This window comes from Acinetobacter sp. BHS4 (assembly GCF_018454425.1).
Classification (GTDB): Bacteria; Pseudomonadota; Gammaproteobacteria; order Pseudomonadales; family Moraxellaceae; genus Acinetobacter; species Acinetobacter pittii.
This window is the reverse complement of the sequence record NZ_CP075323.1, coordinates 2985035-3007201: the sequence shown is the minus strand read 5'-3', so window position 1 is coordinate 3007201 and position 22167 is coordinate 2985035. Positions and strand designations below refer to the sequence as shown.

General features: G+C 39.3%; 25 protein-coding genes, 4 tRNA genes and 1 riboswitch. Of the genes, 10 read left to right on the top strand and 19 right to left on the bottom strand.

Annotation, left to right across the window (positions count from 1 at the left end; translation table 11 throughout):
* Positions 1–7: 7 nt before the first annotated feature.
* The 5 genes from rluB to KIP84_RS14470 form a co-directional block, all read right to left on the bottom strand.
* A complete protein-coding gene (gene rluB / locus KIP84_RS14490) occupies positions 8–931 on the bottom strand; it encodes a 23S rRNA pseudouridine(2605) synthase RluB (RefSeq protein ID WP_002120431.1) in 924 nt (307 codons plus the stop codon).
* 41 nt (positions 932–972) lie between these two features.
* A complete protein-coding gene (scpB, locus tag KIP84_RS14485) occupies positions 973–1569 on the bottom strand; it encodes an SMC-Scp complex subunit ScpB (protein ID WP_002120355.1) in 597 nt (198 codons plus the stop codon).
* On the bottom strand, positions 1566–2357 hold the full coding sequence (locus tag KIP84_RS14480; protein WP_017387236.1) for a segregation/condensation protein A: 792 nt from the start codon (positions 2355–2357) through the stop codon (positions 1566–1568). The genes scpB and KIP84_RS14480 overlap by 4 nt, the downstream gene beginning before the upstream one ends.
* Positions 2358–2581: 224 nt before the next feature.
* Complete coding sequence (locus KIP84_RS14475; RefSeq protein ID WP_002120255.1) at positions 2582–3199, bottom strand: L-threonylcarbamoyladenylate synthase; 618 nt, start codon at positions 3197–3199, stop codon at positions 2582–2584.
* A gap of 90 nt (positions 3200–3289) precedes the next feature.
* A complete protein-coding gene (locus tag KIP84_RS14470) occupies positions 3290–3952 on the bottom strand; it encodes an elongation factor P hydroxylase (protein WP_002120452.1) in 663 nt (220 codons plus the stop codon).
* A 96-nt stretch (positions 3953–4048) separates the two neighbouring features.
* Here KIP84_RS14470 and KIP84_RS14465 point away from each other — a divergent pair, with 96 nt between their 5' ends.
* The 6 genes from KIP84_RS14465 to lysM all read left to right on the top strand — a co-directional run bounded on the left by KIP84_RS14465 (position 4049) and on the right by lysM (position 7719).
* Positions 4049–4609 carry a YceD family protein gene (locus KIP84_RS14465; RefSeq protein ID WP_002120393.1) on the top strand — a complete coding sequence of 187 codons (561 nt, stop codon included), beginning with the start codon at positions 4049–4051 and terminating at the stop codon, positions 4607–4609.
* Between the two features lie 74 nt (positions 4610–4683).
* Positions 4684–4869: a 50S ribosomal protein L32 gene (rpmF, locus tag KIP84_RS14460; RefSeq protein WP_000290730.1), complete on the top strand. Its 186-nt coding sequence runs from the start codon at positions 4684–4686 to the stop codon at positions 4867–4869.
* A gap of 151 nt (positions 4870–5020) precedes the next feature.
* Positions 5021–6007, top strand: a complete 987-nt coding sequence (gene fabD, locus KIP84_RS14455) for an ACP S-malonyltransferase (RefSeq protein ID WP_002120357.1) — start codon at positions 5021–5023, stop codon at positions 6005–6007.
* Positions 6004–6738: a 3-oxoacyl-ACP reductase FabG gene (fabG, locus tag KIP84_RS14450; RefSeq protein WP_002120395.1), complete on the top strand. Its 735-nt coding sequence runs from the start codon at positions 6004–6006 to the stop codon at positions 6736–6738. The genes fabD and fabG overlap by 4 nt, the downstream gene beginning before the upstream one ends.
* Before the next feature lie 84 nt (positions 6739–6822).
* Positions 6823–7059 (top strand): acyl carrier protein, encoded by a 237-nt coding sequence (gene acpP, locus KIP84_RS14445; protein WP_001279871.1) that lies wholly within the window; start codon positions 6823–6825, stop codon positions 7057–7059.
* Positions 7060–7245: 186 nt separating this feature from the next.
* Positions 7246–7719, top strand: coding sequence for a peptidoglycan-binding protein LysM (gene lysM, locus KIP84_RS14440; RefSeq protein WP_002120434.1), 474 nt, complete (start codon positions 7246–7248; stop codon positions 7717–7719).
* 44 nt (positions 7720–7763) lie between these two features.
* Here lysM and KIP84_RS14435 read toward each other — a convergent pair whose 3' ends face one another.
* The gene (locus tag KIP84_RS14435) at positions 7764–8531 is read right to left on the bottom strand and encodes a hydroxymethylpyrimidine/phosphomethylpyrimidine kinase (protein ID WP_213688798.1); all 768 of its coding nucleotides are present in this window, start codon (positions 8529–8531) and stop codon (positions 7764–7766) included.
* A gap of 97 nt (positions 8532–8628) precedes the next feature.
* On the opposite strand from KIP84_RS14435, the gene KIP84_RS14430 reads away from it, so the two are divergent.
* The gene (locus tag KIP84_RS14430) at positions 8629–9303 is read left to right on the top strand and encodes an HAD-IA family hydrolase (RefSeq protein WP_130119750.1); all 675 of its coding nucleotides are present in this window, start codon (positions 8629–8631) and stop codon (positions 9301–9303) included.
* A gap of 58 nt (positions 9304–9361) precedes the next feature.
* Here the strand turns inward: KIP84_RS14430 and ribB are convergent, their stop codons facing one another.
* Positions 9362–10021, bottom strand: coding sequence for a 3,4-dihydroxy-2-butanone-4-phosphate synthase (ribB, locus tag KIP84_RS14425; protein WP_005070969.1), 660 nt, complete (start codon positions 10019–10021; stop codon positions 9362–9364).
* Between the two features lie 90 nt (positions 10022–10111).
* Positions 10112–10262: riboswitch (FMN riboswitch) on the bottom strand.
* Positions 10263–10438: 176 nt separating this feature from the next.
* On the opposite strand from ribB, the gene KIP84_RS14420 reads away from it, so the two are divergent.
* On the top strand, positions 10439–12223 hold the full coding sequence (locus KIP84_RS14420) for a DUF2157 domain-containing protein (protein ID WP_213688797.1): 1785 nt from the start codon (positions 10439–10441) through the stop codon (positions 12221–12223).
* Positions 12220–12780 carry a GDYXXLXY domain-containing protein gene (locus tag KIP84_RS14415; RefSeq protein ID WP_213688796.1) on the top strand — a complete coding sequence of 187 codons (561 nt, stop codon included), beginning with the start codon at positions 12220–12222 and terminating at the stop codon, positions 12778–12780. Before KIP84_RS14420 ends, KIP84_RS14415 begins: the two co-directional genes overlap by 4 nt.
* Before the next feature lie 45 nt (positions 12781–12825).
* Here KIP84_RS14415 and panD read toward each other — a convergent pair whose 3' ends face one another.
* From panD to KIP84_RS14360, 11 genes are all read right to left on the bottom strand, one after another.
* Positions 12826–13206, bottom strand: coding sequence for an aspartate 1-decarboxylase (gene panD, locus KIP84_RS14410; RefSeq protein ID WP_002120296.1), 381 nt, complete (start codon positions 13204–13206; stop codon positions 12826–12828).
* A gap of 131 nt (positions 13207–13337) precedes the next feature.
* Positions 13338–13919: an aminoacyl-tRNA hydrolase gene (gene pth / locus KIP84_RS14405; protein WP_213688795.1), complete on the bottom strand. Its 582-nt coding sequence runs from the start codon at positions 13917–13919 to the stop codon at positions 13338–13340.
* Between the two features lie 20 nt (positions 13920–13939).
* The gene (rplY, locus tag KIP84_RS14400) at positions 13940–14236 is read right to left on the bottom strand and encodes a 50S ribosomal protein L25 (protein ID WP_002120443.1); all 297 of its coding nucleotides are present in this window, start codon (positions 14234–14236) and stop codon (positions 13940–13942) included.
* A 96-nt stretch (positions 14237–14332) separates the two neighbouring features.
* Complete coding sequence (locus tag KIP84_RS14395) at positions 14333–15283, bottom strand: ribose-phosphate pyrophosphokinase (RefSeq protein ID WP_002120445.1); 951 nt, start codon at positions 15281–15283, stop codon at positions 14333–14335.
* Between the two features lie 36 nt (positions 15284–15319).
* Positions 15320–15394, bottom strand: a tRNA-Gln gene (locus KIP84_RS14390).
* Positions 15395–15485: 91 nt separating this feature from the next.
* Positions 15486–15560: transfer RNA gene (locus KIP84_RS14385), tRNA-Gln, on the bottom strand.
* A gap of 20 nt (positions 15561–15580) precedes the next feature.
* Positions 15581–15655 (bottom strand) — tRNA-Gln (locus KIP84_RS14380).
* A 26-nt stretch (positions 15656–15681) separates the two neighbouring features.
* A tRNA-Gln gene (locus KIP84_RS14375) sits at positions 15682–15756 on the bottom strand.
* Positions 15755–16588, bottom strand: a complete 834-nt coding sequence (gene ispE, locus KIP84_RS14370) for a 4-(cytidine 5'-diphospho)-2-C-methyl-D-erythritol kinase (protein ID WP_213688794.1) — start codon at positions 16586–16588, stop codon at positions 15755–15757. The genes KIP84_RS14375 and ispE overlap by 2 nt, the downstream gene beginning before the upstream one ends.
* Before the next feature lie 18 nt (positions 16589–16606).
* Positions 16607–17185 (bottom strand): lipoprotein insertase outer membrane protein LolB, encoded by a 579-nt coding sequence (gene lolB, locus KIP84_RS14365; protein ID WP_005070955.1) that lies wholly within the window; start codon positions 17183–17185, stop codon positions 16607–16609.
* A gap of 4 nt (positions 17186–17189) precedes the next feature.
* On the bottom strand, positions 17190–18899 hold the full coding sequence (locus KIP84_RS14360; protein ID WP_213689852.1) for a tetratricopeptide repeat protein: 1710 nt from the start codon (positions 18897–18899) through the stop codon (positions 17190–17192).
* 88 nt (positions 18900–18987) lie between these two features.
* Here KIP84_RS14360 and hemA point away from each other — a divergent pair, with 88 nt between their 5' ends.
* Positions 18988–20271, top strand: coding sequence for a glutamyl-tRNA reductase (hemA, locus tag KIP84_RS14355; RefSeq protein ID WP_213688793.1), 1284 nt, complete (start codon positions 18988–18990; stop codon positions 20269–20271).
* Here hemA and KIP84_RS14350 read toward each other — a convergent pair.
* Positions 20268–22136, bottom strand: a complete 1869-nt coding sequence (locus KIP84_RS14350) for a DNA primase (protein WP_213688792.1) — start codon at positions 22134–22136, stop codon at positions 20268–20270. The genes hemA and KIP84_RS14350 overlap by 4 nt on opposite strands.
* Positions 22137–22167: the final 31 nt, after the last annotated feature.

The following is a 22167-nucleotide window of genomic DNA, read 5'->3' as shown; positions in this document are numbered from 1 at the left end:
TAATAGCTTAGAATTTCTTCGAACCGCGGTTAAAACCAGTCGATTTACGTTGATTCCCTGTGTTAACAGGAGCTTCTTTTTCATCATCACGACGTTGTTGACGTAAGTAACCGCCACGACGCGCAGCCATTGGTTTTTCAGTCATACGATCAGTACGGCGTTTTGCCATACCAAATAAACCTGTACCTTGACGTGGTTTTAACTCAACCGATTTAGCTAAGTTGTCGATGTCAGTTTTGTCGAGTTCCATCCAACGACCAGTACGTAATTCGCGCGGTAAAATAACTGTGCCGTAGCGTGTACGTAATAAGCGGCTTACTTTAAGATCTTGCGATTCAAAAATACGACGTACTTCGCGGTTACGACCTTCTTTTACTACAACTTGGTACCAGCGGTTAATACCTTCACCACCAATTTCAGAGAATGATTCGAATTTGGCAGGGCCATCTTCGAGCTCTACTCCGTTGACCATGTTTTGGCGTAGTTTTGGCGTTACTTCACCCATTACTCGAACAGCGTATTCACGTTCGATTTCATTAGATGGGTGCATTAAGCGGTTAGCAAGTTCACCATCATTTGTGAATAGTAATAAACCAGTACTGTTAATATCCAGACGACCTACCATTACCCAGCGGTCATTGGCAATTTGTGGTAAATGATCAAATACGGTTGGGCGTTTTTCAGGATCATTACGTGAACAGATTTCACCCTCAGGCTTATAATAAATTAGTACGCGACGACGAATTTCGTCTTCAATCTGAAACTGAACTTTACGGCCATCAATGCGTAATTCATCGCCTGGTTCAATGCGCTCACCCACTTGGGCAACACGACCGTTTACACTCACGCGTCCTGCGGCAATAACCTCTTCCATATATCGGCGGGAACCTAATCCGATTCGCGCTAATACTTTTTGCAATTTTTCACTCATGACAGCACAACCTTAGACATAATGATCAACAGTCCACCTCTTTATGATTTCGGTGCATTTGCATCGAGAGCCATAAAGGCTTCCTTGGCGTTCTGTAGGGGAGGCAATTGGCCTAGAGAGGCTAGACCAAAAGCATTCAGAAACTGAGGCGTTGTAATTAGCAACGCAGGTCTTCCGGGTAAATCTCTAAAACCGGCTTCTTTAATCCAGTTCCAGTCAAATAGTGTTCTAAGAATCTGACTATTATTAGATACACCACGAATTTGTTCAATATCAGCTCGGGTAACCGGTTGATGATAAGCAATGACAGCCAGGGTTTCTAGTAATGAAGGCGACAGTTTTGTTGGTCGCTCTGGCCAAATTTGCGCAATAATACTACGATATTTAGATCTTACCTGAAAGCGAAACCCTTGTGCTGTTTCAATCAGCTCAATAGACCGACCATGTTGCAATAGCGCGAGCTGTTGCAAAAGTTGACGAAGCTGTTGTTTATTATATTGATTGTTAAATGCTTCTTTTAAGCGGGCAATTGAAACAGGCGCTTCACTGGCAAAGATAATTGCTTCAAGTTGTAATAAGACTTCATGATGTATGTCAGCTAATGACAAATCACTATTATTTTGTTCAAAACTACTCATATTGAAGATCCTTGAATTGCTAACGGGGCTTCAATACCAGTGGCAATAATTTTAATTTTCTGTTGGCGAGTCAATTCTAAAACTGCCATAAAAGTAACAACCATTCCCATACGACCTTGCTGGGGATTGAGTAATTCTTTAAAACTTAACACGTCACCAGACTCTAATTTCTCTTCAATATATGCAATACGTTCTTCGAGTAAAACAGGTTCTTGAGCAACAACATGGGTAATAGGTTCGGGGCGATTAAATACACAGAACAACGCATCATGTAGCGCAGAAATATCGTAACCTTCATAAACAGGAGAGATATGCCCTAAGCTTACATTGGCGCTAAATGTATCGCGCTCAAGAATTGGCATTTGGCCTAAACGCTCAGCTGCTTGCTTAATGCGTAGATAGGTTTCAAGACGATCAATAAGCTCCTGCTTAGGATCTTTTTCAATACTTATAATTGTAGGTTTTGGTAGAAGTAGGCGAGACTTCAAGTCAGCCAATAAAGCAGCCATCACCATATAATCTGCTGTTAACTCGATATTTAAAGATTTCATGCTATCCATATAGGCCAAATATTGAGTCGCTATAGGAGCAATATCGAGTTGAATTAAATCGAAACCGTTTTTCTGAATCAGATAAATTAAAAAATCTAATGGACCTTCAAACCGCTCGAGCAAAATCTCAAATGCAGCTGGAGGTATATAGAGATCTTCTGGAATTTTGTCATGCCACTCATCTAAAACACGGATGTGTGGAGCGTCTTCCATGGATTGATGAAGTGATTGATTCATTACGATTATAAGCCACGCGAATTTTCAAAAGCATGAGACTTGTTATTCAAGTCCTAGACAGCTGTAAGTAGAAGAACAGCAGATAGTGAAAATCATTCTAAATGAATTGTGTCTTTTAATAAATTACTTAACGACTAAAGTGTAAAAAAAATCCAAAATAAATAAAGAGTATTTTTTTGAGTGATAATACTTTTTTTTAAAATATTGGTAAAAAAAGTAAGTGCTTATTCAAAAGCACTTACATCGCCAACACCACGGCGGATAATTTCAGGATGTTCGCCCGATAAATCAACAATACTTGTACTTGTTAAGGTACCAAAACCTCCGTCAATAAATACATCAATTCGTTTATCTAACTGATTTTCAATATCGTAAGGGTCATCTAGAGGGTCTTCTTGGCCCGGTAAAATTAATGTACTGGTGAGTAGCGGCTCACCAAGTTCTTGTAATAAAGCCTGACAAATCGGGTTACTTGGAATACGTAAACCAATCGTTTTCTTTTTAGGGTGCATCAATCTACGAGGAACTTCACTTGTTGCAGGTAAAATGAATGTAGTAATAGCTGGTGTGTTCGCTTTCAATAAACGATATGTCGCATTATCAACTTTTGCATAAGTTGCAATATCAGATAAGTCACAGCACATAATGGCATATTGATGTTTAGGCCCTAAGCCACGAATCTGTGCAATACGTTCCATGGCATTTTTATTACCGATTTGACACCCAATTGCATAGGCAGCATCGGTAGGGTAGACCACAACATCTCCTGCTCGGATACGTTCAACCGCTTGGGCAATGAGGCGTTGCTGTGGATTTTCAGGATGTACATGTAAATGCATCATATTTTAGAGACTCCATCACGCCAGTGTTAAAAATAATTATTAGGCTTTTTAAATGGCCTAGGCAAGCAATTAACGTAGCTTTTTTGTCAATTAATCAAGGAGTTCACGTTTAAATTCATTTAATTGTAAAGGTGTACCCGAACGTGTACATTGGCAAATAAAACCAATAAATGCTGCTGCATCACGTGGCAACTTAGCCTCACCCGAAAAGTAACGTTGCACTTGAGCATAAACGTTATCTTTAAATAGTTTGCCATCACCGCTATCACCTGTAAGGTTATCGAGTGAAACCCTAAATTTTCTGCCAAAAGATTGTGCAAATAACCATTCAATTGCTTGAGGCTTAATTTCTACTTGTTCAAATAAACTTTGTTGCTCTTGGGTGCGACCATCAGGTGCATACCAATAACCTAAATCTGGTAATAGACGTCTTTTTTCACCTGCAATAGACCAGTGACTAATTTCATGCAAAGCACTATTAAAGAAACCGTGAGCAAATTGGATCTTGGCTGGTTCTTTATTTGTCGCTGGGAAATATTCAGGTTCAAAATCACCACGAACTAATGTCACATTATGGTGGGAAAACCAGTGATTAAAGTGTAAAATAAGCCAATCAACTTGCTCAGACTCCGATTTTGAGCTTGACCATGGTGAGAGTTGCACTAGGTCAGGTACAAGAGTGTTCTGATGAGTTGAATGGGTGCAAACGAGTAATGAAGTGTTAACTTCAGGTTGCGGCTGCAACAGGTGCATTGCTTAATTTACCCCGAGTTCTGTCTAAAGAAGTGCAAAATTGTATCTTAATCTTTGACAGAGTACCGATGAATTTGTAGAATTGCCGCCTTAATTATGTCAGCAAATACCTTTCCGGCACAGATTGAGCCGTTTAAATGGGCTGAACAAGGCTTTACATGGTCAGGTCAACTGCCCTTGTCTCGCTTTGCTCGTATCGCTCGTGAAGCTGTTGGATCAATTGATAACCAATTGATCAACATAGACTGTAAGCTATCAATGGATGCATATCATCGCATTGTGTGGATGGACGGTCACATGGACACGAAAGTTCCAATGGAGTGCCAACGTTGTTTGGAACCTGTTGAAATGCCTCTTGTCTTAGACTTCCATATTGCATTAGTGGATGATGAGTCACTGATAGAGCGCTTGGATGAGGATGCTGATTTCATCGTTTTAGGTGAAAGTGAGTCTTCGACGAAAGGTGATTATGATACGCCTGCCTCGATTAACTTACTCGCATTACTAGAAGATGAACTGTTATTGTTGATGCCTTTATCTCCCAAGCATGATGCTTGTGAACATAAACATCAACCTACCATTCAGAATGTTGTCGAAGAAAAACGGGATAATCCGTTTGATGTTTTGGCAGGTTTGAAGGGTAAACTTAACTCATAATTTGTGTTATAATTGTGAGATAAGACAACTGAATTTGTTCTGATCCATTTTTTCGATCTTTGTAAGGAGCCATCATGGCCGTTCAGCAAAACCGTAAAAGTCGCTCTCGCCGTGACATGCGCCGTTCACATGACGCTTTAACCGAGAATGCATTAACAGTAGACCAAGCAACTGGTGAAACTCATCGTCGTCACCACGTGACTAAAGACGGTTTCTACCGTGGTCGTCAATTATTCGCTAAAGCAGCTGATGCTGAATAATTGCATGATATGCATTAAGCGTGATGCTTAAGTATAGAAAAAATGGGAGCGAAAGCTCCCTTTTTTTGTTGTTTTTCGCAATTATAAATATATAAATAACATGTTAAATTTCCGCTCCAGAAATGAGTGAAAACCCAAAAAAGGATTTCTTATGTCTGCTAAACGTCTTGAACAAGTAGCTTTAGCCACAAAAACTGCATTTGTGTTTCCTGGTCAAGGTTCACAAAAAGTCGGTATGCTTGCTGAACTAGCAGAACAGTTTAGTGGGGTCGGGCAAACTTTTGCAGAAGCTTCAGATGCTCTTGGATTTGATCTTTGGCATATTGCACAAAGTGGCGAAGGTCTCGACCAAACAGAAAATACCCAACCTGTGTTATTAACTGCCAGTATCGCTTTATGGCGTGTATGGCTTGATTTAGGTGGTCTGGCACCTAAATACCTTGCAGGACATTCACTAGGTGAATACAGTGCATTGGTAGCTGCAGGCTCTATGAGCTTGGCGGATGCAGTTAAATTAGTTAACTTGCGTGGCAAGCTCATGCAAAGTGCTGTACCTCAGGGTCAAGGGGCTATGGCTGCAATCCTTGGCTTGGCTGATGAGAAAGTGGTTGAACTTTGTCAAACCGTGAGTGCATCAGGTGAAGGTTCTGTAGAAGCTGCAAACTATAATTCACAAGGTCAAGTTGTGATTGCAGGAAGTACAGCTTCTGTACAAGAAGTTATGGCTTTGGCAAAAGAGCAGTCAGCTAAAGCAATTGCTTTACCAGTATCAGTTCCTTCTCATTGTTCGTTGATGAAACCTGCCGCTGAGAAATTTGCAGAAGCTTTGGAACAAACTGCCATTGAGCTACCTACCATTCCTGTAATACAAAATGTCAACGCGGGAATAGCTACCGATGTTGCTCAATTGCGTCAGGCATTAACTGCACAATTGTACCAATCAGTACAATGGACACGTACCATGCAGTCTCTACAAGACCAAGGTATTCAATACATTGTTGAGTGTGGTCCAGGTACAGTATTGAGTAACCTCGCAAAGCGTTTACCAAATATTGAAAAAGCTTTTTCTATTGATAGTAAGAGCAAAATGGAAGATGCCCTAAATGCTGTTTTAGTGGCAGAAGGAAAAATTGCATGACACAAGAACGCAAAGTTGCATTAGTAACGGGCGCGAGTCGGGGTATTGGCGCTGCCATTGCCCAGCAACTTATTCAAGACGGTTATTTTGTTGTAGGTACTGCGACTTCTGAATCTGGTGCACAAAAGTTAAGTGATAGCTTTGGTGAACAAGGTGCAGGTTTGGCGCTCGACGTGCGTAATCTCGATGAGATTGAAGCAGTTGTTTCTCATATTGAACAGAACTATGGTCCTGTACTTGTTCTAGTTAACAATGCAGGTATTACGAAAGACAATTTGTTGCTTCGTATGTCTGAAGATGATTGGGATGACATTCTCAACATTCACCTTAAAGCAGTTTATCGTTTATCTAAACGTGTGCTTAAGGGTATGACGAAGGCACGTTTTGGTCGAATTATTAATATCAGTTCTGTTGTAGCTCATTTTGCAAACCCAGGCCAAGCGAACTATTCTGCTGCTAAAGCAGGTATTGAAGCATTCAGCCGTAGCCTTGCAAAAGAGATGGGTAGCCGCCAAATTACTGTAAACAGTGTGGCGCCAGGCTTTATTGCAACAGAAATGACAGATGCACTTAGTGAAGACATTCGCAAAAAAATGAGTGATCAAGTGGCTTTAAATCGCTTAGGTGAGCCACAAGATATCGCAAATGCGGTGAGTTTCCTTGCAAGTGATAAAGCAGGTTACATTACCGGTACGGTATTACATGTAAATGGTGGTTTATACATGGCCTAACGCCGATGTATAAACTTTTAAAAATTTTTATATTCAATTAAACTAGTGGCAAATTAAACGCCACAAGCAATGAGGAGAATTCCTGTGAGCGATATCGAACAACGCGTTAAACAAGCGGTTGCAGAACAACTTGGTCTTAAAGCTGAAGAGATTAAAAACGAAGCATCTTTTATGGATGACTTAGGTGCTGACTCTTTAGATTTAGTTGAACTTGTTATGTCTTTCGAAAACGACTTCGACATCACTATCCCTGATGAAGATTCTAACGAAATCACTACAGTTCAATCTGCAATTGACTATGTAACTAAAAAACTTGGTTAATTCGCATATTGCTGAATAAAAAGAAGGCCACCGTAAGGTGGCTTTTTTTATTTTAGAAAAAATTTAAGAGATACATATTTTTACAAGATCAACCTCAATTGATAGCAGAGGTATAAATTTTTTGAAGTATAACAATAAAGGTCAGTTTAATGACTTTACTATAAACAATAATATGAGGACTAAAAGATGGGTCTTTTTGATTTTGTAAAAGGTATTGGCAAGAAAAATACCGCACCAGCAGAACCACAACCAGCTCCAGCAACACCAGCAGAACCTTCTGCACAAGAAGTTGCAAATAAATTATTAGGTTTAATTAAAAGTTTGGGCTTAGGGGTAGAAGGCTTATCTGTAACCTATAACGGTACTACTGATACCGCAATTATTAAAGGGCAGGTAAAAAGCCAAGCAGATAAAGAGAAAATTATTCTTATTGTTGGAAACATTGATCATGTGGCTCAAGTAGATGACCAGATGACAGTGGCAACTCCTGAACCCGAAAGTAAATTTTATACCGTGAAATCAGGTGACAACCTTTCAAAAATTGCGAAAGAAGTTTACGGCGATGCAAATCAATATCCAAAAATCTTTGAAGCAAATAAACCAATGTTAAAAGATCCAGATGAGATTTTCCCAGGACAAGTTTTACGTATTCCTCAATAATTGAGGTTAATAAAAAAGGCGCTTAAAGCGCCTTTTTTGTGTTTTTAAAAACGCTTTGGAATCTTTTGTCCATTTTGTACAGGGGCTTCTGCATTTTTTAAAACACCGAATAACCATGTTTCAGCATGTTGTACAGCAATTTTTAAAGAATCACCTAAAGCTAAGCGCCCTGCGATAAAGCTCGCTAAAGAACAACCTGAGCCATGATATTCACCTTCAAGGCGAGGACAGCTACTACTCGCTGCAAGCTCACCATTAATATACAAACTATTTTTAATATGATCTGGAGTATCTTCGTGTCCACCTTTAACTAGAACAGCTTTAGCACCCATTTCAAAGAGCTTTTGAGTGGCTTGATCCAAATCGGTAATACCTGTTAAAGCCCTTAATTCAACGGTATTTGGAGTAATAATTGTGGCTAGAGGAATAAGCTCAACAAAAGCTTTAACGAGAGTTGCCTGATCACCTAAAGAGCCGCCACTGTTTGCGACTAAAACAGGATCAAGTACATATTGATAGTCAGGATGAGCACGTAAAAATTCAGCTAGTGCCGCAATATTATCTGTTGTGCCAAGCATGCCTGACTTAACACATTTAATGGGTAAGTCACCTACAACTGCATTTGCTTGTGCTAATAAGAGTTCTTTTGAGGTTGCTTCGAAGCCAAATACTTGTTGTGAGTTCTGAATGGTGAGGGCAGTACATGCAATTGCTGCATGGGCACCACTTTGTCCAATTGCTTCGATATCGGCTTGTAAACCTGCACCACCTGAAGGGTCTAAACCCGAGAAACAAAGTACGGTTGGACGCACGGTTATTTCCTTTTCAATTTAAATTTACGTTAGTATAAGAGAGTTTGATTAAACTCTCGACCAATTGAATTAAATACTTTACTGGGTTAATGATTGAATGGCTATAAAACATATTTTGATTGATTTAGATGGAACCTTAACAGACCCAAAAGTTGGAATCCATACTTCAATTCGCTATGCAATGGAGAAATTAGGCTATCCATTGGCTGCCGATTTAGATATTGATTGGACAATTGGCCCACCCTTAAAGCCATCACTCGCAAAATTATTAGCTACTCAAGATGATGCTTTAGCTGAACAAGCTTTACTTGCTTATCGCGAGCGTTTTTCGGTGGTTGGCCTGTTTGAAAATGAAGTATATCCATCTGTTGCAAAAACACTTAGTGCATTAAAAGAAGAAGGATATCGTTTATTTGTTGCAACCGCTAAACCAACGATTTATGCAAAACGTATCTTGGACCATTTTGAATTAAGTCAATACTTTGTACATATCTATGGAAGTGAGTTAACGGGTGAGCGCACTAATAAAGCTGACCTTATCCATTATATTCTTGAGCATGAGCAATTAAACCCAGAAGAGTGTTTAATGGTCGGTGACCGCCAATATGACGTTTTGGGTGCTCGTCATAACGGTATCGAGGCGGTAGCGGTGACTTATGGTTATGGAACAGCAGAGGAACTTGCTCAAGCACAGCCTAAAGCAATGATTAAGCAATTCTCTGAACTTTTAGACTATGTTGAAGAACTGGCAGCACAAAAGAAAGTTTCTTAAATATTATTAAATTTTAATTTGAAGGTTTGGCTTTGATCTAAAGCCAAACCTTTTTTATTTAAATACCGTGTTGCTGGCGGTATTGAACAAGTTCTTCAATCGTAATCACCGTTAAGTGATGAGTTTGAGCATATGCTAAAACTTGAATGCCCGATGCCATCGTGCCATCTGGATTGGTTAATTCACATAATACGCCAGCGGGTTTAAGTCCAGCTAGTCTTGCTAGGTCAATTGTGCCCTCAGTATGACCTCGACGAGTAAGGACTCCACCATTACGTGCACGTAATGGGAAAACGTGACCCGGACGATTTAAGTCACTTGCAACAGCACCATCTTTAATAGCGGTTTGAATAGTTGTTACACGGTCTTTAGCAGAAACACCAGTGGTAACGCCTTGAGCTGCCTCAATGGTCACTGTAAAAGCGGTATGAAACTGGCTTGAGTTTTGAGAAACCATTGGCGGAAGTTCTAGATGATCTGCTAGCTCTTCTGTAAGGCATAAACATACGATACCTGAACCATCACGAATCATACGTGCCATTGTTTCTACCGTTAAAGTTTCGGCTGCAACAATTAAATCTGCTTCATTTTCGCGATCAAAGTCGTCCATAACCAAGACAGGCTTGCCTTGACGGATATCTTCTAATGCTTGTTGAATGCGTTGCTCAGCAGGAGAGAGGGCTGAGAAAAAAAGTTCTGGTTGAATTAAGCTAGACATAATGAAACGCTCTCGTAAAAATACGGTTGAACATTTCAGGACTGATGTAAAAACAGGCTGGCACTGAAATAAAACGGATTTATCCCAGTTCGTCGTCTTCTTTCATCCGGACTATACCGTCGGCTTTGGAGTTTCACCAAATCTGCTCAAATTACACAATTTAAGCTCGTGGGCTTGTTAATCTATTTATAAAAATTAACTTTACCACCGGTGGGGAATTACACCCCGCCCTGAAGCGATGGGTTTTATTATAGCGCGCTTGATAAAATTGGCTAGATGCTTTTATAGAATGCTAAGTTTCTTTATGAATAAGCATTTTCATAAATCGAAATAGGCTTTTTAACAAGAGCTTACTTGTTGATATGAAAATGGAATGCTATGTTTTTTATAGAAAATTATAAATAAAATAGGTGTTTCATGCAGATAAGAGACTATTATCCTCTGACCAATAGCTCGTTTATTCAGCATCTCCATATTTTCAGTTATGTATTTATGGCAGTAAGTATCCTTTATCTAATTGCTGCCAACTGGTTGATGCTTCCAGACAGTATTCAACTTACTATCCCGCCCGTTATATTAGTTGTAACAGCATGGTTCAGCACAAAAGATACTTTAAGCGATGGGGTTAGGCAGACCTTACATAGCGTTTGTGGTTTGATGATAGGTTTAAGCTTGGCTGTAATTGGACAAGTTTATCAAACTGGTGCAGACAGTTATTTGCTTTTTTTAATTTGGACATTGCTTTTACTGCCGTGGTTATATCGACCAAATATTGGAATCTTTGCTTTAATTTGTATTACCAGCCAACTCACACTTTTTTTATTTTTTAAACAGACTTTTTGGTCAGAAAAATTTCCTTATGTATATCTATTTGCTCTGAACTTATTAAGCCTTATTGAATTTTGGGTGTGTATAAAGAAATATCGTGCTTTACGATTTGTCTTTATCGCTTGGTTCGCCGTTATTTCGATTATTGGAATGATTCAATATTTATCGAATGAGAATATTCCTTATCTAATTTCTGCTTTCTTTTCGGGAATAATCGCTTTTTATTATTTCTTCAAAAAAGATGATCAGCTATGTGCTAGTTTGATGGCAGCTGTTTTGGGTGTGACTGCAACTATATGGCTTGTAGATGGGATTAATAACTTATTTAAAGACTCTAATGAGTTCATATTTTTATTGATTGCAGGCATTATTTTTATTTGGTTTGCGCTGATTAGCTATCTTTTAATAAAAATTTTTCGTCAAAGCCGTTTTTATGTCATTCCATTGGCAATTGGTGCTTGGCTTGCTGGCTTGGCACTTGCAGCTTTTACGCTGGTGTTTTGGGAGACTATTTCTTTAGTTATTGGAGTTGTTTTTGTTGGATTGGCGTTTATTCTTTTAAAGAAATCACAAAGCTATTTCTTTCGGCAATTTGCCTATTGTTTGTTTATCAGTGGGCAGACCGCTTTCTTGTTTCATCTTGGTTTAGAAACAGATCAAATTCTATGGGTTTTAATTGCACAGATTTTTATTCTATGTATTAGTTATTTTCTTAAACCACATTGGTTCTTCATTTTAATTCAAATGCTTGCTACGTATGGCATAGCTTTTATCTATTTGCTACAACTGGACCATTTATTGTGGTCGATACATTCTACTCAGACTTATTTAAATTTAACTTTGCTCAGTTACTTGGTTTTTAGTTTGGTACTCTTACCTAAGAAGAAATCAATAGCTCTATATGAGCGTAGTATTTTTTTATGCGTGCTGGTCGTAATTCTTGTAGCTTCTTTTTTTGATACTTTTATGGGGCTGGTACCAGAAAATTCGATAGATCAGCAGTTATGGGTTTTATATTTGCTACCTGTTGTCTTGTTACTTTGCTTTAGTGTTCTTCATTTATATCGGCAACTTAATACACTCACTTTTTTCGCCTTTTTAATATTTGGTGTGTTACTTATTGTGTTGGGATATTTTGAAATTTTCATCCTGCTTATTATTTTAACGTGGGCATTAAAAAAGAAAGATTATATTGTGTATGGAGTGAGCTTAACAATATTCGTTTTTGTGTTCTGGCAGCTCTATTACAACCTACAAATACCTTTTCTAACTAAGAGTGCATCTATTTTTATTTCGGGCATTGTTTTGTTGGCTCTGTCTTGGTTACTTCAACGTGAAAATAAAAATGATCTTGTTAAAGGAGAGAAAGAATGAAAAAATATTTTTCTCTTATTCTTGCATTAGTCACCATATTATTTTTTGCAGGTTTAGTGGCGAAAAACGAATGGCATTTGCACCATAGTAAAAGTATTTTCATTGAGCTTAAGCCAGTTGATCCTCGTTCAATTTTACAAGGTGACTATATGGCACTGGCTTATGAATTACATTTACAATCTCTTAAAGCTCTTGCAGGAAGTGAAGGTGAGGCTCTGGAACAGGTGATTTTTAATCGCTCTTCCGTTCCCGCAAAAGTTATTTTGGATTCACAAAATCGCGTAGTTCGTACCATTTTAGATATCAATAATTCATTTGCTGGGCAGAGGTTAATTTTAAAAAATCCTGAAAATCGTTTGCAGGCTTTATATCCTGCCTCGCGCAGTTTCTTGTTTGCAGAAGGCTTGGCTCAATGTTATGAAAAAGCCAAATATGCTGAATTTAAGGTAAATCCTGAAGGAGAGGCGATATTGTTCGAATTACGAGGAGAGCAGCTTCAACCATTAAATTGTGAAAAACAAAAGAACTGGTGGGAAGGAACTATTAAGGACTTATAAAATAATAAAAGCCCGTCAATGCGGGCTTTTTATTCTTAAAATAAATTAGGCAACTTGAACAGGAATGCAATTCGCTGTGTGGTTGACTGTATTATTTGGATTAGCATATACCAAACGTGGTTTATGAATATTTGCTTCAGCTTCAGTAAAATCACCAAATGTAGCAATAATTACTAAATCGCCAACGTCTGCTTGATGTGCAGCACCGCCGTTTACTGAAATAATTCCAGAGTTATCTTCACCACGAATCGCATAAGTTGTGAAGCGTTTGCCATTGGTTACATTCCAAACATGAATTTCTTCATATTCACGAATACCAGCTAAGTCCATCAATACGCCATCAATTGCACAAGAACCTTCATAGTGAAGTTCAGCATGGGTTACAACTGCACGGTGAATTTTGCATTTTAATAAACGAGATAGCATGGCTAGCGTCTCCTGAGTAGACCTAAGATGTAGATCTTATGGTGAAATCTTTAGCTTTTGCGGTTGGCAAAGTGGCTGATGCGCATTTTGCTCCTAAAAAAGCAAGATAGCAAGCATGATTGTTCAACAATTTAAGTGGGTTTATATGCATTAATTTGATTCATGGCCTGTGGAACTTGTCCGTGAACAAGTAGCTTCACTTTAGAAAGGGCATGATCAATTGCTGCATCCATCAGACTTTGTTCACTACTTGGTGCTTTTCCAAGTACGTGACCTGAAACTTTCTCTTTCGAGCCAGGATGTCCGATACCAATACGTAAACGGTGAAAATTTGGACCAATATGAGGGACAATGTCACGTAAACCGTTATGACCACCGTGTCCACCGCCTGTTTTAAGACGAATTACACCTGGGTTCATATCAAGTTCATCATGAGCAATCAAAATTGCTTCGGGAGCAATTTGATAAAATTTTGCAAATGGAACTACACTTTGTCCAGAACGGTTCATAAATGTAGTGGGTAGAAGTAGACGGACATCGTGTCCTTCTATATTACCACGTCCACTGATTCCGTGAAATTTCGGATCATTTTTTAATGTAATGCCATATTTGTCAGCAAGCTGTTCAATGAACCAAAAACCTGCATTATGGCGGGTTTGGGCATATTCTGAACCAGGATTGCCCAAACCAACAATTAGCGAAATATTTGACACTAATCTACGCCTTTAAACACTTATGCGCGTTTGAAGTCAGCGTGCATAGGAGTGTTTTTAGATGGGTGACGTTGTAACGCTTGGATTTTAACGTTTTCAACTTTGTCGCCCACTTTGATTTCTACAACTTCTTCAAAGAAAGCATTGCTTTCTAAAGCTTTTACAAGCTCACGAAGTTCTAAAGTAACAGTTACAGGCTCAGCGTTGCCACCATAAATGATAGCTGGAATTAAAGCTTCGCGACGAAGGCGGCGGCTCGCACCTTTCCCTTGTTTGTCTTCAGCACGCGCTTGAGCGTTTAATACGAAGTTTGCCATGAGTAAATCCTCATTAAAGTTTAAAAGACTAAACTTGCGACCAGTTTAGTGATAGAAAACCCCAGCCAAGGCTAGGGTTTATAAAAAGCTGCAATATTATAAACTATCGAACATTGCACTGATAGACTCTTCGTTATTAATACGACGAATCGTTTCAGCAACCATGCTAGCAACAGAAACCTGACGGATCTTGCCTAAGGTCAATGCTTCTTCAGAAAGAGGAATGGTATCAGTCACAACCAGTTCATCAATAACTGAATTACGTAAGTTTTCAATAGCCTTACCTGATAGTACAGGGTGAGTTGCGTATGCAACTACACGACGTGCACCAAATTGCTTAAGCGCATCAGCTGCTTTACACAATGTACCAGCAGTATCGACCATATCGTCTACGATAACGCAATCACGATCTTTTACGTCACCAATTAAGTGCATAACTTGCGACTCATTGGCTTTTTGACGACGTTTATCAATAATTGCTAAATCGATGTCACCCATCTGTTTGGCAACAGCACGAGCACGTACTACACCACCAACGTCAGGAGAAACCACCATAAGGTTGTCATGTTGTTGTTGACGTAAGTCAGCAAGCAAAGCAGGAGTACCGTAGATGTTGTCGACTGGAATATCGAAGAAACCTTGAATTTGGTCAGCATGTAAGTCGATCATCACGACACGGTCAATACCAACAGTGGTAAGCATGTCTGCGACAACTTTAGCTGTAATCGGCACACGTGCAGAACGTGGACGACGGTCTTGGCGAGCATAACCAAAATAAGGGATAACAGCGGTAATACGACCAGCACTTGCACGACGCAAAGCATCTGCCATAACCAAGATTTCCATAAGGTTATCATTGGTAGGGGCACAAGTAGGCTGAACGATAAATACGTCTTTACCACGAACATTTTCAGTAATTTCTACTGAAATTTCTCCATCAGAAAAGTGACCGACTGATGCAGCACCTAGAGGGATATGTAAGTGACTTACGACTTTTTGAGCGAACTGTGGATGAGCATTTCCACTAAAAACGACAAGATTGGGCATGAAGCACCCTTGGCGGTTGGTATGTAATGAAATAGATGGCAGGGGCGGCTGGATTCGAACCAACGGATGCCGAGATCAAAACCCGGTGCCTTACCACTTGGCGACGCCCCTAATGCGGCAGAACTTTAATATTTTTGCAATGCAATGTCAAGATTAATCAACAAAAAGCATAGCAATTAAGTCTGTCTTTAAAATAAGAGAATGGCAGGGGCGGCTGGATTCGAACCAACGGATGCCGAGATCAAAACCCGGTGCCTTACCACTTGGCGACGCCCCTAAATTCGATGATATATATGATGGCAGGGGCGGCTGGATTCGAACCAACGGATGCCGAGATCAAAACCCGGTGCCTTACCACTTGGCGACGCCCCTAATATAATCATCATTACAGGTGAGGTTGGCAGGGGCGGCTGGATTCGAACCAACGGATGCCGAGATCAAAACCCGGTGCCTTACCACTTGGCGACGCCCCTAACGTGTAACCTTAAAATGATTAAGAGGAGATTCTTTTAAACTACTTACCAAGTAAGATTTACATGGTGAATGCTTAAGAATTTCATCAATATTCATTTCATTCGTTACTTCAATAAAAACACAAGCACCTGTACCTGTAAGCTTTGCTTGACCAAATTGATCTAAATATTGCATTGCTTCTTCTACTTCAGGGTATAACTGCCGAGCCAGTGGCTCAAAGTTATTTCCAAAATTAGAAGGTTCTAACTGATAGGCGCAAAATTTAGTGGTCTTAGAGTCTCTTGTCAATGTTTTTTGTGAAAAAAGCAATTGAGTGCTGATAAAACAATCAGGTTTTAAAATAATGAACTGTTTTTGATCTAAGTCTATGAATGATAAATGTTCACCGATGCCTTCAGCCCATGCATTTTTACCATAAATAAAAATTGGAACATCGGCACCGAGCTTAACACCGTAGTCCGCAAGTTGTTCTTGCTCTAGGCCACATTCCCATAATTGATTTAACACAATAAGTGTTGTGGCGGCATTAGATGAACCGCCGCCTAGACCCGCACCCATTGGAATATTTTTTTCAATTTTGATGTCCAAGCCACAAAGTTTTTTTGCATGTGGTTTTAGTATTTGAGCTGCTCGATAAATCAAGTTTTCTTCAGCTCGAACTTCACTCAACCCATCAATTTTGATTTCTTCGCCCAAAGTCGGTGTAAATGTCATCCAATCATATAAATCAATTAGTTGGAAAATGGTTTGTAGCTCATGGTAACCATTTTCACGTCGGCCTGTAATATGTAAAAACAGGTTGAGCTTAGCAGGGGAAGGAACTCGAATCATAGATTTATATAATTAGACTTAGCGGTTTTGGATGACCATTGTAATACGGTTTTCTTTATCTTCAGCAAGAGCTTGCTTTAAAACCAGTTTGTTTGGCAAAGTTTGTTCACCATCGTAACTGAAATTAACTGTCCAGCCATCTTCAATCAGTTGACTCACTCGATTTGCAGCGTCTTTCGTAATTTGAGCATTTAGCGTTGCTGGTTTTGCTAAAATCCAGCTTGTTAAGTGTGTAATTGGTGCTTGCCAACCCGTTGCACGTTCTAAAAGTTCTTCTGGAGAGGCTGCGCTAATAAGTCCTGTTTTAGAGCTGTTTAAAGTTACTTCGCCCGGTTTACCCTGAATTTGGGTTTTTCCAACGCCTAAAATACCGCTTAATTCGATATCAAAATTATCTTGCTGTTGAAGCCAGGTAAAAAACGCACTACCAGTTTGCTGTGGTGTACGAACCCCAATCTTACCTTGTAAATTAAAGTGTTTTTCGTCTTGAACTTGTTGGGTGACCGCAGGTTTTGGTTGAGTAAAATGCTGACAACCGGTTAGAAATAATACACTTGATCCACAGATCGCTGTGCACAGTTGGGCAAATTTGCTCATATATTTAACTCTTTTTTGCAGATGTAGGTAAAATTAACGCATCAAGCTGTTGTAATTGTGGATCATTGGCATGTTTTTGTTTCAGTTGTTGTAACACTACGCTAAATTGCGTGAGTGACCCTTGCATATACAAAGCTTTAGCATAACGAACGCCAATATTTATATTATGGCTAAGTTCATACGCTTTGCCTAAGGCTTCCGCCGCAGCTTCATAATCGTTCTGTAAAAATGCAATATAACCTAGCGTATCAAGAATTGAGGCCTGTTCAGGCGCATATTCTAATGCTTGCTCTGCATACTGACGTGCTTCTTTTAAACGACGGTTTTGCAGTGCCAGTGTATAAGCATATGCATTTAGATACGTTGGGCTGTTGGGCTCAAGTTGTAATAATTGTTTTAAGGTTTTGTCCAGCTTGTCGCGGTCCGTATATGGATCAAGTAATAAAACTTCCGCATAAATTAGTTCTGGGTCGTCGGGTAGGTTTTTAATTGCTTCATCTAATAGATTTAGTGCAGCTTTTTTATTGCCCATTTTCTTTAAGATTTCAGCTTGGGCTTGATATAAGAAACTTGCATGTTGGGGATAATTTACTCGTTCTTGAGTAAGGAACCGTAAAGCATCATGTAAGTTTTCTTGTTTATCATATATTGCGATCAAGTTTCGTCTAGATACCACATATAAACTGCCATCAACTAAACGATAGTAAGCTTTTGCAGTTTCATAATGCTGTTTACGCTCTGCATTAATGGCTAAGTAGTAATACGCTTCATTTTGATATTTTGCCGAGTTTCGTAGGTCAACAAGATATTGTTCTGCTTTGTCATATTGCTTTAAATCAATACTCGTTAAGCCTGCAATAAATAAGGCTTCTTCAGCTTTAGGGTTGGTTTCTATAATCTTTTCAAGTTTTTCTAACGCAAGCTGAGATTGGTTAATTTGTATGAGATAGCGGATTTCAGCTAATCGAATATCTAAATTTTTCTTATTTTTACGACTCGACTTTGCATACCATTTAAGCGCACCTTCTTGATCGCTGAGAGTAATAAGTAAGTTTGCTTTCATTAAAATAAAGCTCGTTACTTTAGGACGTCGACGTAATGCTTTGTTAATGTTGGTTAGCGCAGTTTGTAATTGGCCATTTTGAGCTTCTAAATTGGCGATGAGTGCCAAAATAGAAGGATTGTCTTTTTCTGCGCTAGAACGTAAAGCTGTTAATAGTACTTCTCGGTCTTGCGCATTTTCTGGAGCAATGCTGGCTAAAATTTGTTCTAAATCGGCAGTGGGATCTATCTTTAAAATTTTATCTAATGTCTCAGCAGCAAGCTGATATTCGTGCGTTTTTAAAGCAATGTGTGACAAATAAAATAAAGCTGGTACATCTTTAGGCTCTTGAGCTACCCAATGAGTAGCAATATTTAACGCAGCTTGTAAATCATTATATTCAAGTGCAACGTCTAAAGCTCTCTGCTTAATTGATGTAGAGTTGCTTTTAATTGCGAGCACTGTGTAATTATGCAAAGCGTTTGGAATATCATCATAAGCTAGAGCAAATTCAGCGACCATTGTTTGCTCTAGGGCCTGATCAAATGAATGCACGGCATAGGTCTCTTGCACAGGACGTGCATAGACATACGAGGACATGCTACCTAACAACAAGAATGTGGTAGAATACTGTCTTATCGAAGCACCGTTAAAATTAATACGGCTATTCATTTGACGCAATTTTTATTGATCCAAAGTAATGCTTTTTATGACACCGATGTTGCACAATAGCATAAATTTAGCGAAATGATGATCTGATATGTCTTTCTTTGCATTGGGTGTCAACCATCAAACAGCTTCTGTAGAACTCCGCGAACAAATTGCTTTCAATGCAGAGCGATTAAGTCGTTTGCTTGCCGAACAACGCCATCACCAAAACTTAAAGGATTTGGTGGTCGTCTCGACCTGTAACCGTACAGAAGTTTATGCCATGGCAGAAAACGCCGAAAGCCTTCTAAAATGGTTAGCCGATGCCAATAATATTGATGTAAAGCAGTTAATTCATCATGTTTATCGTTACGAGAATACGCAGGCCATTACACATTTAATGCGAGTGGCGAGTGGTCTAGACTCTCTCATGCTTGGTGAGCCGCAAATTTTAGGGCAGGTTAAAAGCGCTTTGGCATTATCTAAAGAAGCTCAAACGGTCTCTCCTGAATTAAATAGTGTTTTTGAATACGCTTTCTATGCAGCTAAACGGGTACGTTCCGAAACAGCGGTAGGTAGTCATGCTGTTTCGATGGGGTATGCTGTTGCACAATTGGCCTTACAAGTTTTTAGTAAGCCTGAAAAGCTTACCGTAATGGTTGTTGCTGCGGGTGAAATGAATAGCTTGGTTGCTAAACATTTGGCTGAAATGGGTGTCGCGAAGATTATTATTTGTAATCGTAGCCGTGAGCGTGCTGACCAGCTGGCTCAGGAGATTGCACATCAGGTTGAAGTTGAAATTATTGAGTTTTCAGCATTAGCAGAAAATTTATATCGTGCTGATGTCGTGTCGAGCTGTACTGGAAGTTTATATCAAGTTATTGCTTATTCTGATGTTAAGGCCGCGTTGAAGAAACGCCGCTACCAACAAATGTTAATGGTTGATTTAGCGGTACCACGTGATATAGATCCTAAAGTTGAAGCACTTGATGGGGTCTATTTATATGGTGTCGATGATTTACAAAGTGTGATTGATGAAAACCTTGCTCAACGTCGTCAGGCGGCTGTTGAAGCAGAGGTAATGGTTAATCAATTAGCGACTCAGCTTATTACGCATCAAAAGGTTAAAGAGGCGGGTAGCACAATTCATGCTTACCGCCAGCATAGTGAAGAAATTAGTCAACAAGAGCTTACGCATGCGTTAGAAGCTTTGCATCATGGTGAGAATGCCGAACAGGTGTTACAGCAATTTGCTTACCGTTTGACGCAAAAACTTATTCATCCCACATCTATCTTGTTACGTGAAGCTGCTAAAGCAGAAAATCCTGATTATTTTGAATGGCTACAACAGCATTTACAGGATGTATTTGATCATGAGCGTAAGCCAAAACATTAAGACAACAGCTTCAAGCTAATTTGTTTTGTTAACTCATTGAGCTGTTGTCTTAGATTTCTTGATTCAATTAAAGAAATCGGTGATTTCAGTTTTTGACGTAAATATCTTTCTTGCAGACTTAATGAATATTCTTTAGCTAACTTGTCAGCTACTTCAGGAGCCTGTGTTAATGCTTGAATATTTGTTCTTTGCATAATATCGGCGATTTCATGACAGTAACTACTACACGCACCAAGCACATAATAAGTTGCCAGCTCTTGGTCATCTGGTAAATCATCAAAAATACGATTTAAGATAGCCAGTACTTTGGCTAATAATTCATCTTGGTGAATATAAGCCCGTAATCCTTCAAAATGAATATAAAGAAAAGGATGATGCATTAAAATTGCAATCGCAAAGTCTTCATCTTTTGTATGGATGTTAAATGAGAGCGAGGCATCGTGGCTGATTTGTGGGGTAAAACGTTTACCAAGTCCGAGTTTTTCCCGGAAAGATTGAGTAAGCAAGTAGCGGAAAGAACCTTGTTTAGGTAAGAGTTCAGTTAGTTCTCTGAGTTCTCCCATGACTAAACTTTTCCCTTCAGGCGTACTGATATCGTGTTGACCTGTTAAGTGCGCAAACACGAAATCGGACAGAAGAGGGGCTTGTTGTAATAGTTTTTGGAAATTTTCGAGTCCTTCTCGACGGATGAGAGAGTCGGGGTCGTGATCATTGGGTAGAACAAAAAATTTTAGTTCACGACCATCATTAAGAAGTGGTAAAGCAATTTCTAAAGTTCGGCGCGCTGCTTTTTGACCTGCTGCATCACCGTCAAAAGCAATCGTAATACGACTATTTTGTTTAAATAAAATATTAAGGTGTTCAGTATTACTTGCAGTCCCTAAAGTTGCCACAGCTCCGGTAATGCCATATTGCTGAAGCGCAATGACATCCATATAGCCTTCAACCATTAACCAATCGCTAGATTTAAGCTTTCTACCTTCATAAAGTCCATAGAGTAGCTGATTTTTATGAAAGACTTCTGAGTCTGGCGAGTTAATGTACTTAGGTTTAATTTCGTCATTTAAGGCACGCCCACCAAAACCAACCACTCGGCCTTTAGGGTCGCGAATTGGGAAAATGACGCGGTCACGTAACAAATCAAAATCACGCCCATTATCACTTGAGCGGATAAGTCCAAGTTGTTTTAATCCGTCAATGTCATAAGGAAAGGCTTTTTCTAGATGTTGCCAGTCTTCTGGAGCATAGCCTAAGCGCCAAAATTGAATCGTCTGGTCAGTTAAACCACGCTGTTTGAAGTAATTTTTAGCTTTCTGACTTGTTGGTAATTGATGTTCATAAAACTGAGCAACATTTTCTAGTAAGTCATATAAATTACCTTCTTGAACTGGTTCATCAAAGCTAAACGGCTGTTCGAACTGAGCAAAAGGGTCATCAAAAAATACAGGTTCAAGTGTGTTGTAGCTTTCATCCGATGGCTGCTGTGGAATAGCAGGCTCTGCCGCATTTGTTTTGGTAACGGGTGGCTTTGTAACCTGACGGGTATAAGATAGTTTTTTATTTTCAGTATTATCTTTAGGTAATTCAATTCCGGTACTGCTCGATAACTCTTTCATTACCTCAATAAAGTTTCGGTTATCAATATCCATAAGAAAACGGATTGCATTTCCGTTAGCCTGACAACCAAAGCAGTGATAATACTGCTTGTCACGGTAAACATGGAATGATGGCGTTTTTTCTTGATGAAAAGGGCAACAGCCGGAATATGTACGTCCGGTTTTTTTCAATTTCACACGCTGACCAATCAGATCGACAATATCTGTGCGATCTAAAATTTGATCAATCGTATGCTGTGGAATTGCCATAATTCAGATAACCGTATTAAAACTTGATGAG

Excerpts from the sequence above, each read along its gene's own strand:
- hemA (WP_213688793.1), top strand. The coding sequence starts at position 18,988 with ATGTCTTTCTTTGCATTGGGTGTCAACCATCAAACAGCTTCTGTAGAA.
- KIP84_RS14395 (WP_002120445.1), bottom strand. The coding sequence starts at position 15,283 with ATGCCCAATCTTGTCGTTTTTAGTGGAAATGCTCATCCACAGTTCGCT.
- KIP84_RS14430 (WP_130119750.1), top strand. The coding sequence starts at position 8,629 with ATGGCTATAAAACATATTTTGATTGATTTAGATGGAACCTTAACAGAC.
- KIP84_RS14420 (WP_213688797.1), top strand. The coding sequence starts at position 10,439 with ATGCAGATAAGAGACTATTATCCTCTGACCAATAGCTCGTTTATTCAG.
- fabD (WP_002120357.1), top strand. The coding sequence starts at position 5,021 with ATGTCTGCTAAACGTCTTGAACAAGTAGCTTTAGCCACAAAAACTGCA.
- scpB (WP_002120355.1), bottom strand. The coding sequence starts at position 1,569 with ATGAGTAGTTTTGAACAAAATAATAGTGATTTGTCATTAGCTGACATA.
- KIP84_RS14480 (WP_017387236.1), bottom strand. The coding sequence starts at position 2,357 with ATGAATCAATCACTTCATCAATCCATGGAAGACGCTCCACACATCCGT.
- panD (WP_002120296.1), bottom strand. The coding sequence starts at position 13,206 with ATGCTATCTCGTTTATTAAAATGCAAAATTCACCGTGCAGTTGTAACC.
- lolB (WP_005070955.1), bottom strand. The coding sequence starts at position 17,185 with ATGAGCAAATTTGCCCAACTGTGCACAGCGATCTGTGGATCAAGTGTA.
- KIP84_RS14360 (WP_213689852.1), bottom strand. The coding sequence starts at position 18,899 with ATGAATAGCCGTATTAATTTTAACGGTGCTTCGATAAGACAGTATTCT.
- fabG (WP_002120395.1), top strand. The coding sequence starts at position 6,004 with ATGACACAAGAACGCAAAGTTGCATTAGTAACGGGCGCGAGTCGGGGT.
- ispE (WP_213688794.1), bottom strand. The coding sequence starts at position 16,588 with ATGATTCGAGTTCCTTCCCCTGCTAAGCTCAACCTGTTTTTACATATT.
- KIP84_RS14415 (WP_213688796.1), top strand. The coding sequence starts at position 12,220 with ATGAAAAAATATTTTTCTCTTATTCTTGCATTAGTCACCATATTATTT.
- KIP84_RS14350 (WP_213688792.1), bottom strand. The coding sequence starts at position 22,136 with ATGGCAATTCCACAGCATACGATTGATCAAATTTTAGATCGCACAGAT.
- KIP84_RS14470 (WP_002120452.1), bottom strand. The coding sequence starts at position 3,952 with ATGCACCTGTTGCAGCCGCAACCTGAAGTTAACACTTCATTACTCGTT.
- KIP84_RS14475 (WP_002120255.1), bottom strand. The coding sequence starts at position 3,199 with ATGATGCATTTACATGTACATCCTGAAAATCCACAGCAACGCCTCATT.
- ribB (WP_005070969.1), bottom strand. The coding sequence starts at position 10,021 with ATGTCTAGCTTAATTCAACCAGAACTTTTTTTCTCAGCCCTCTCTCCT.
- KIP84_RS14465 (WP_002120393.1), top strand. The coding sequence starts at position 4,049 with ATGTCAGCAAATACCTTTCCGGCACAGATTGAGCCGTTTAAATGGGCT.
- rpmF (WP_000290730.1), top strand. The coding sequence starts at position 4,684 with ATGGCCGTTCAGCAAAACCGTAAAAGTCGCTCTCGCCGTGACATGCGC.
- rluB (WP_002120431.1), bottom strand. The coding sequence starts at position 931 with ATGAGTGAAAAATTGCAAAAAGTATTAGCGCGAATCGGATTAGGTTCC.
- rplY (WP_002120443.1), bottom strand. The coding sequence starts at position 14,236 with ATGGCAAACTTCGTATTAAACGCTCAAGCGCGTGCTGAAGACAAACAA.
- lysM (WP_002120434.1), top strand. The coding sequence starts at position 7,246 with ATGGGTCTTTTTGATTTTGTAAAAGGTATTGGCAAGAAAAATACCGCA.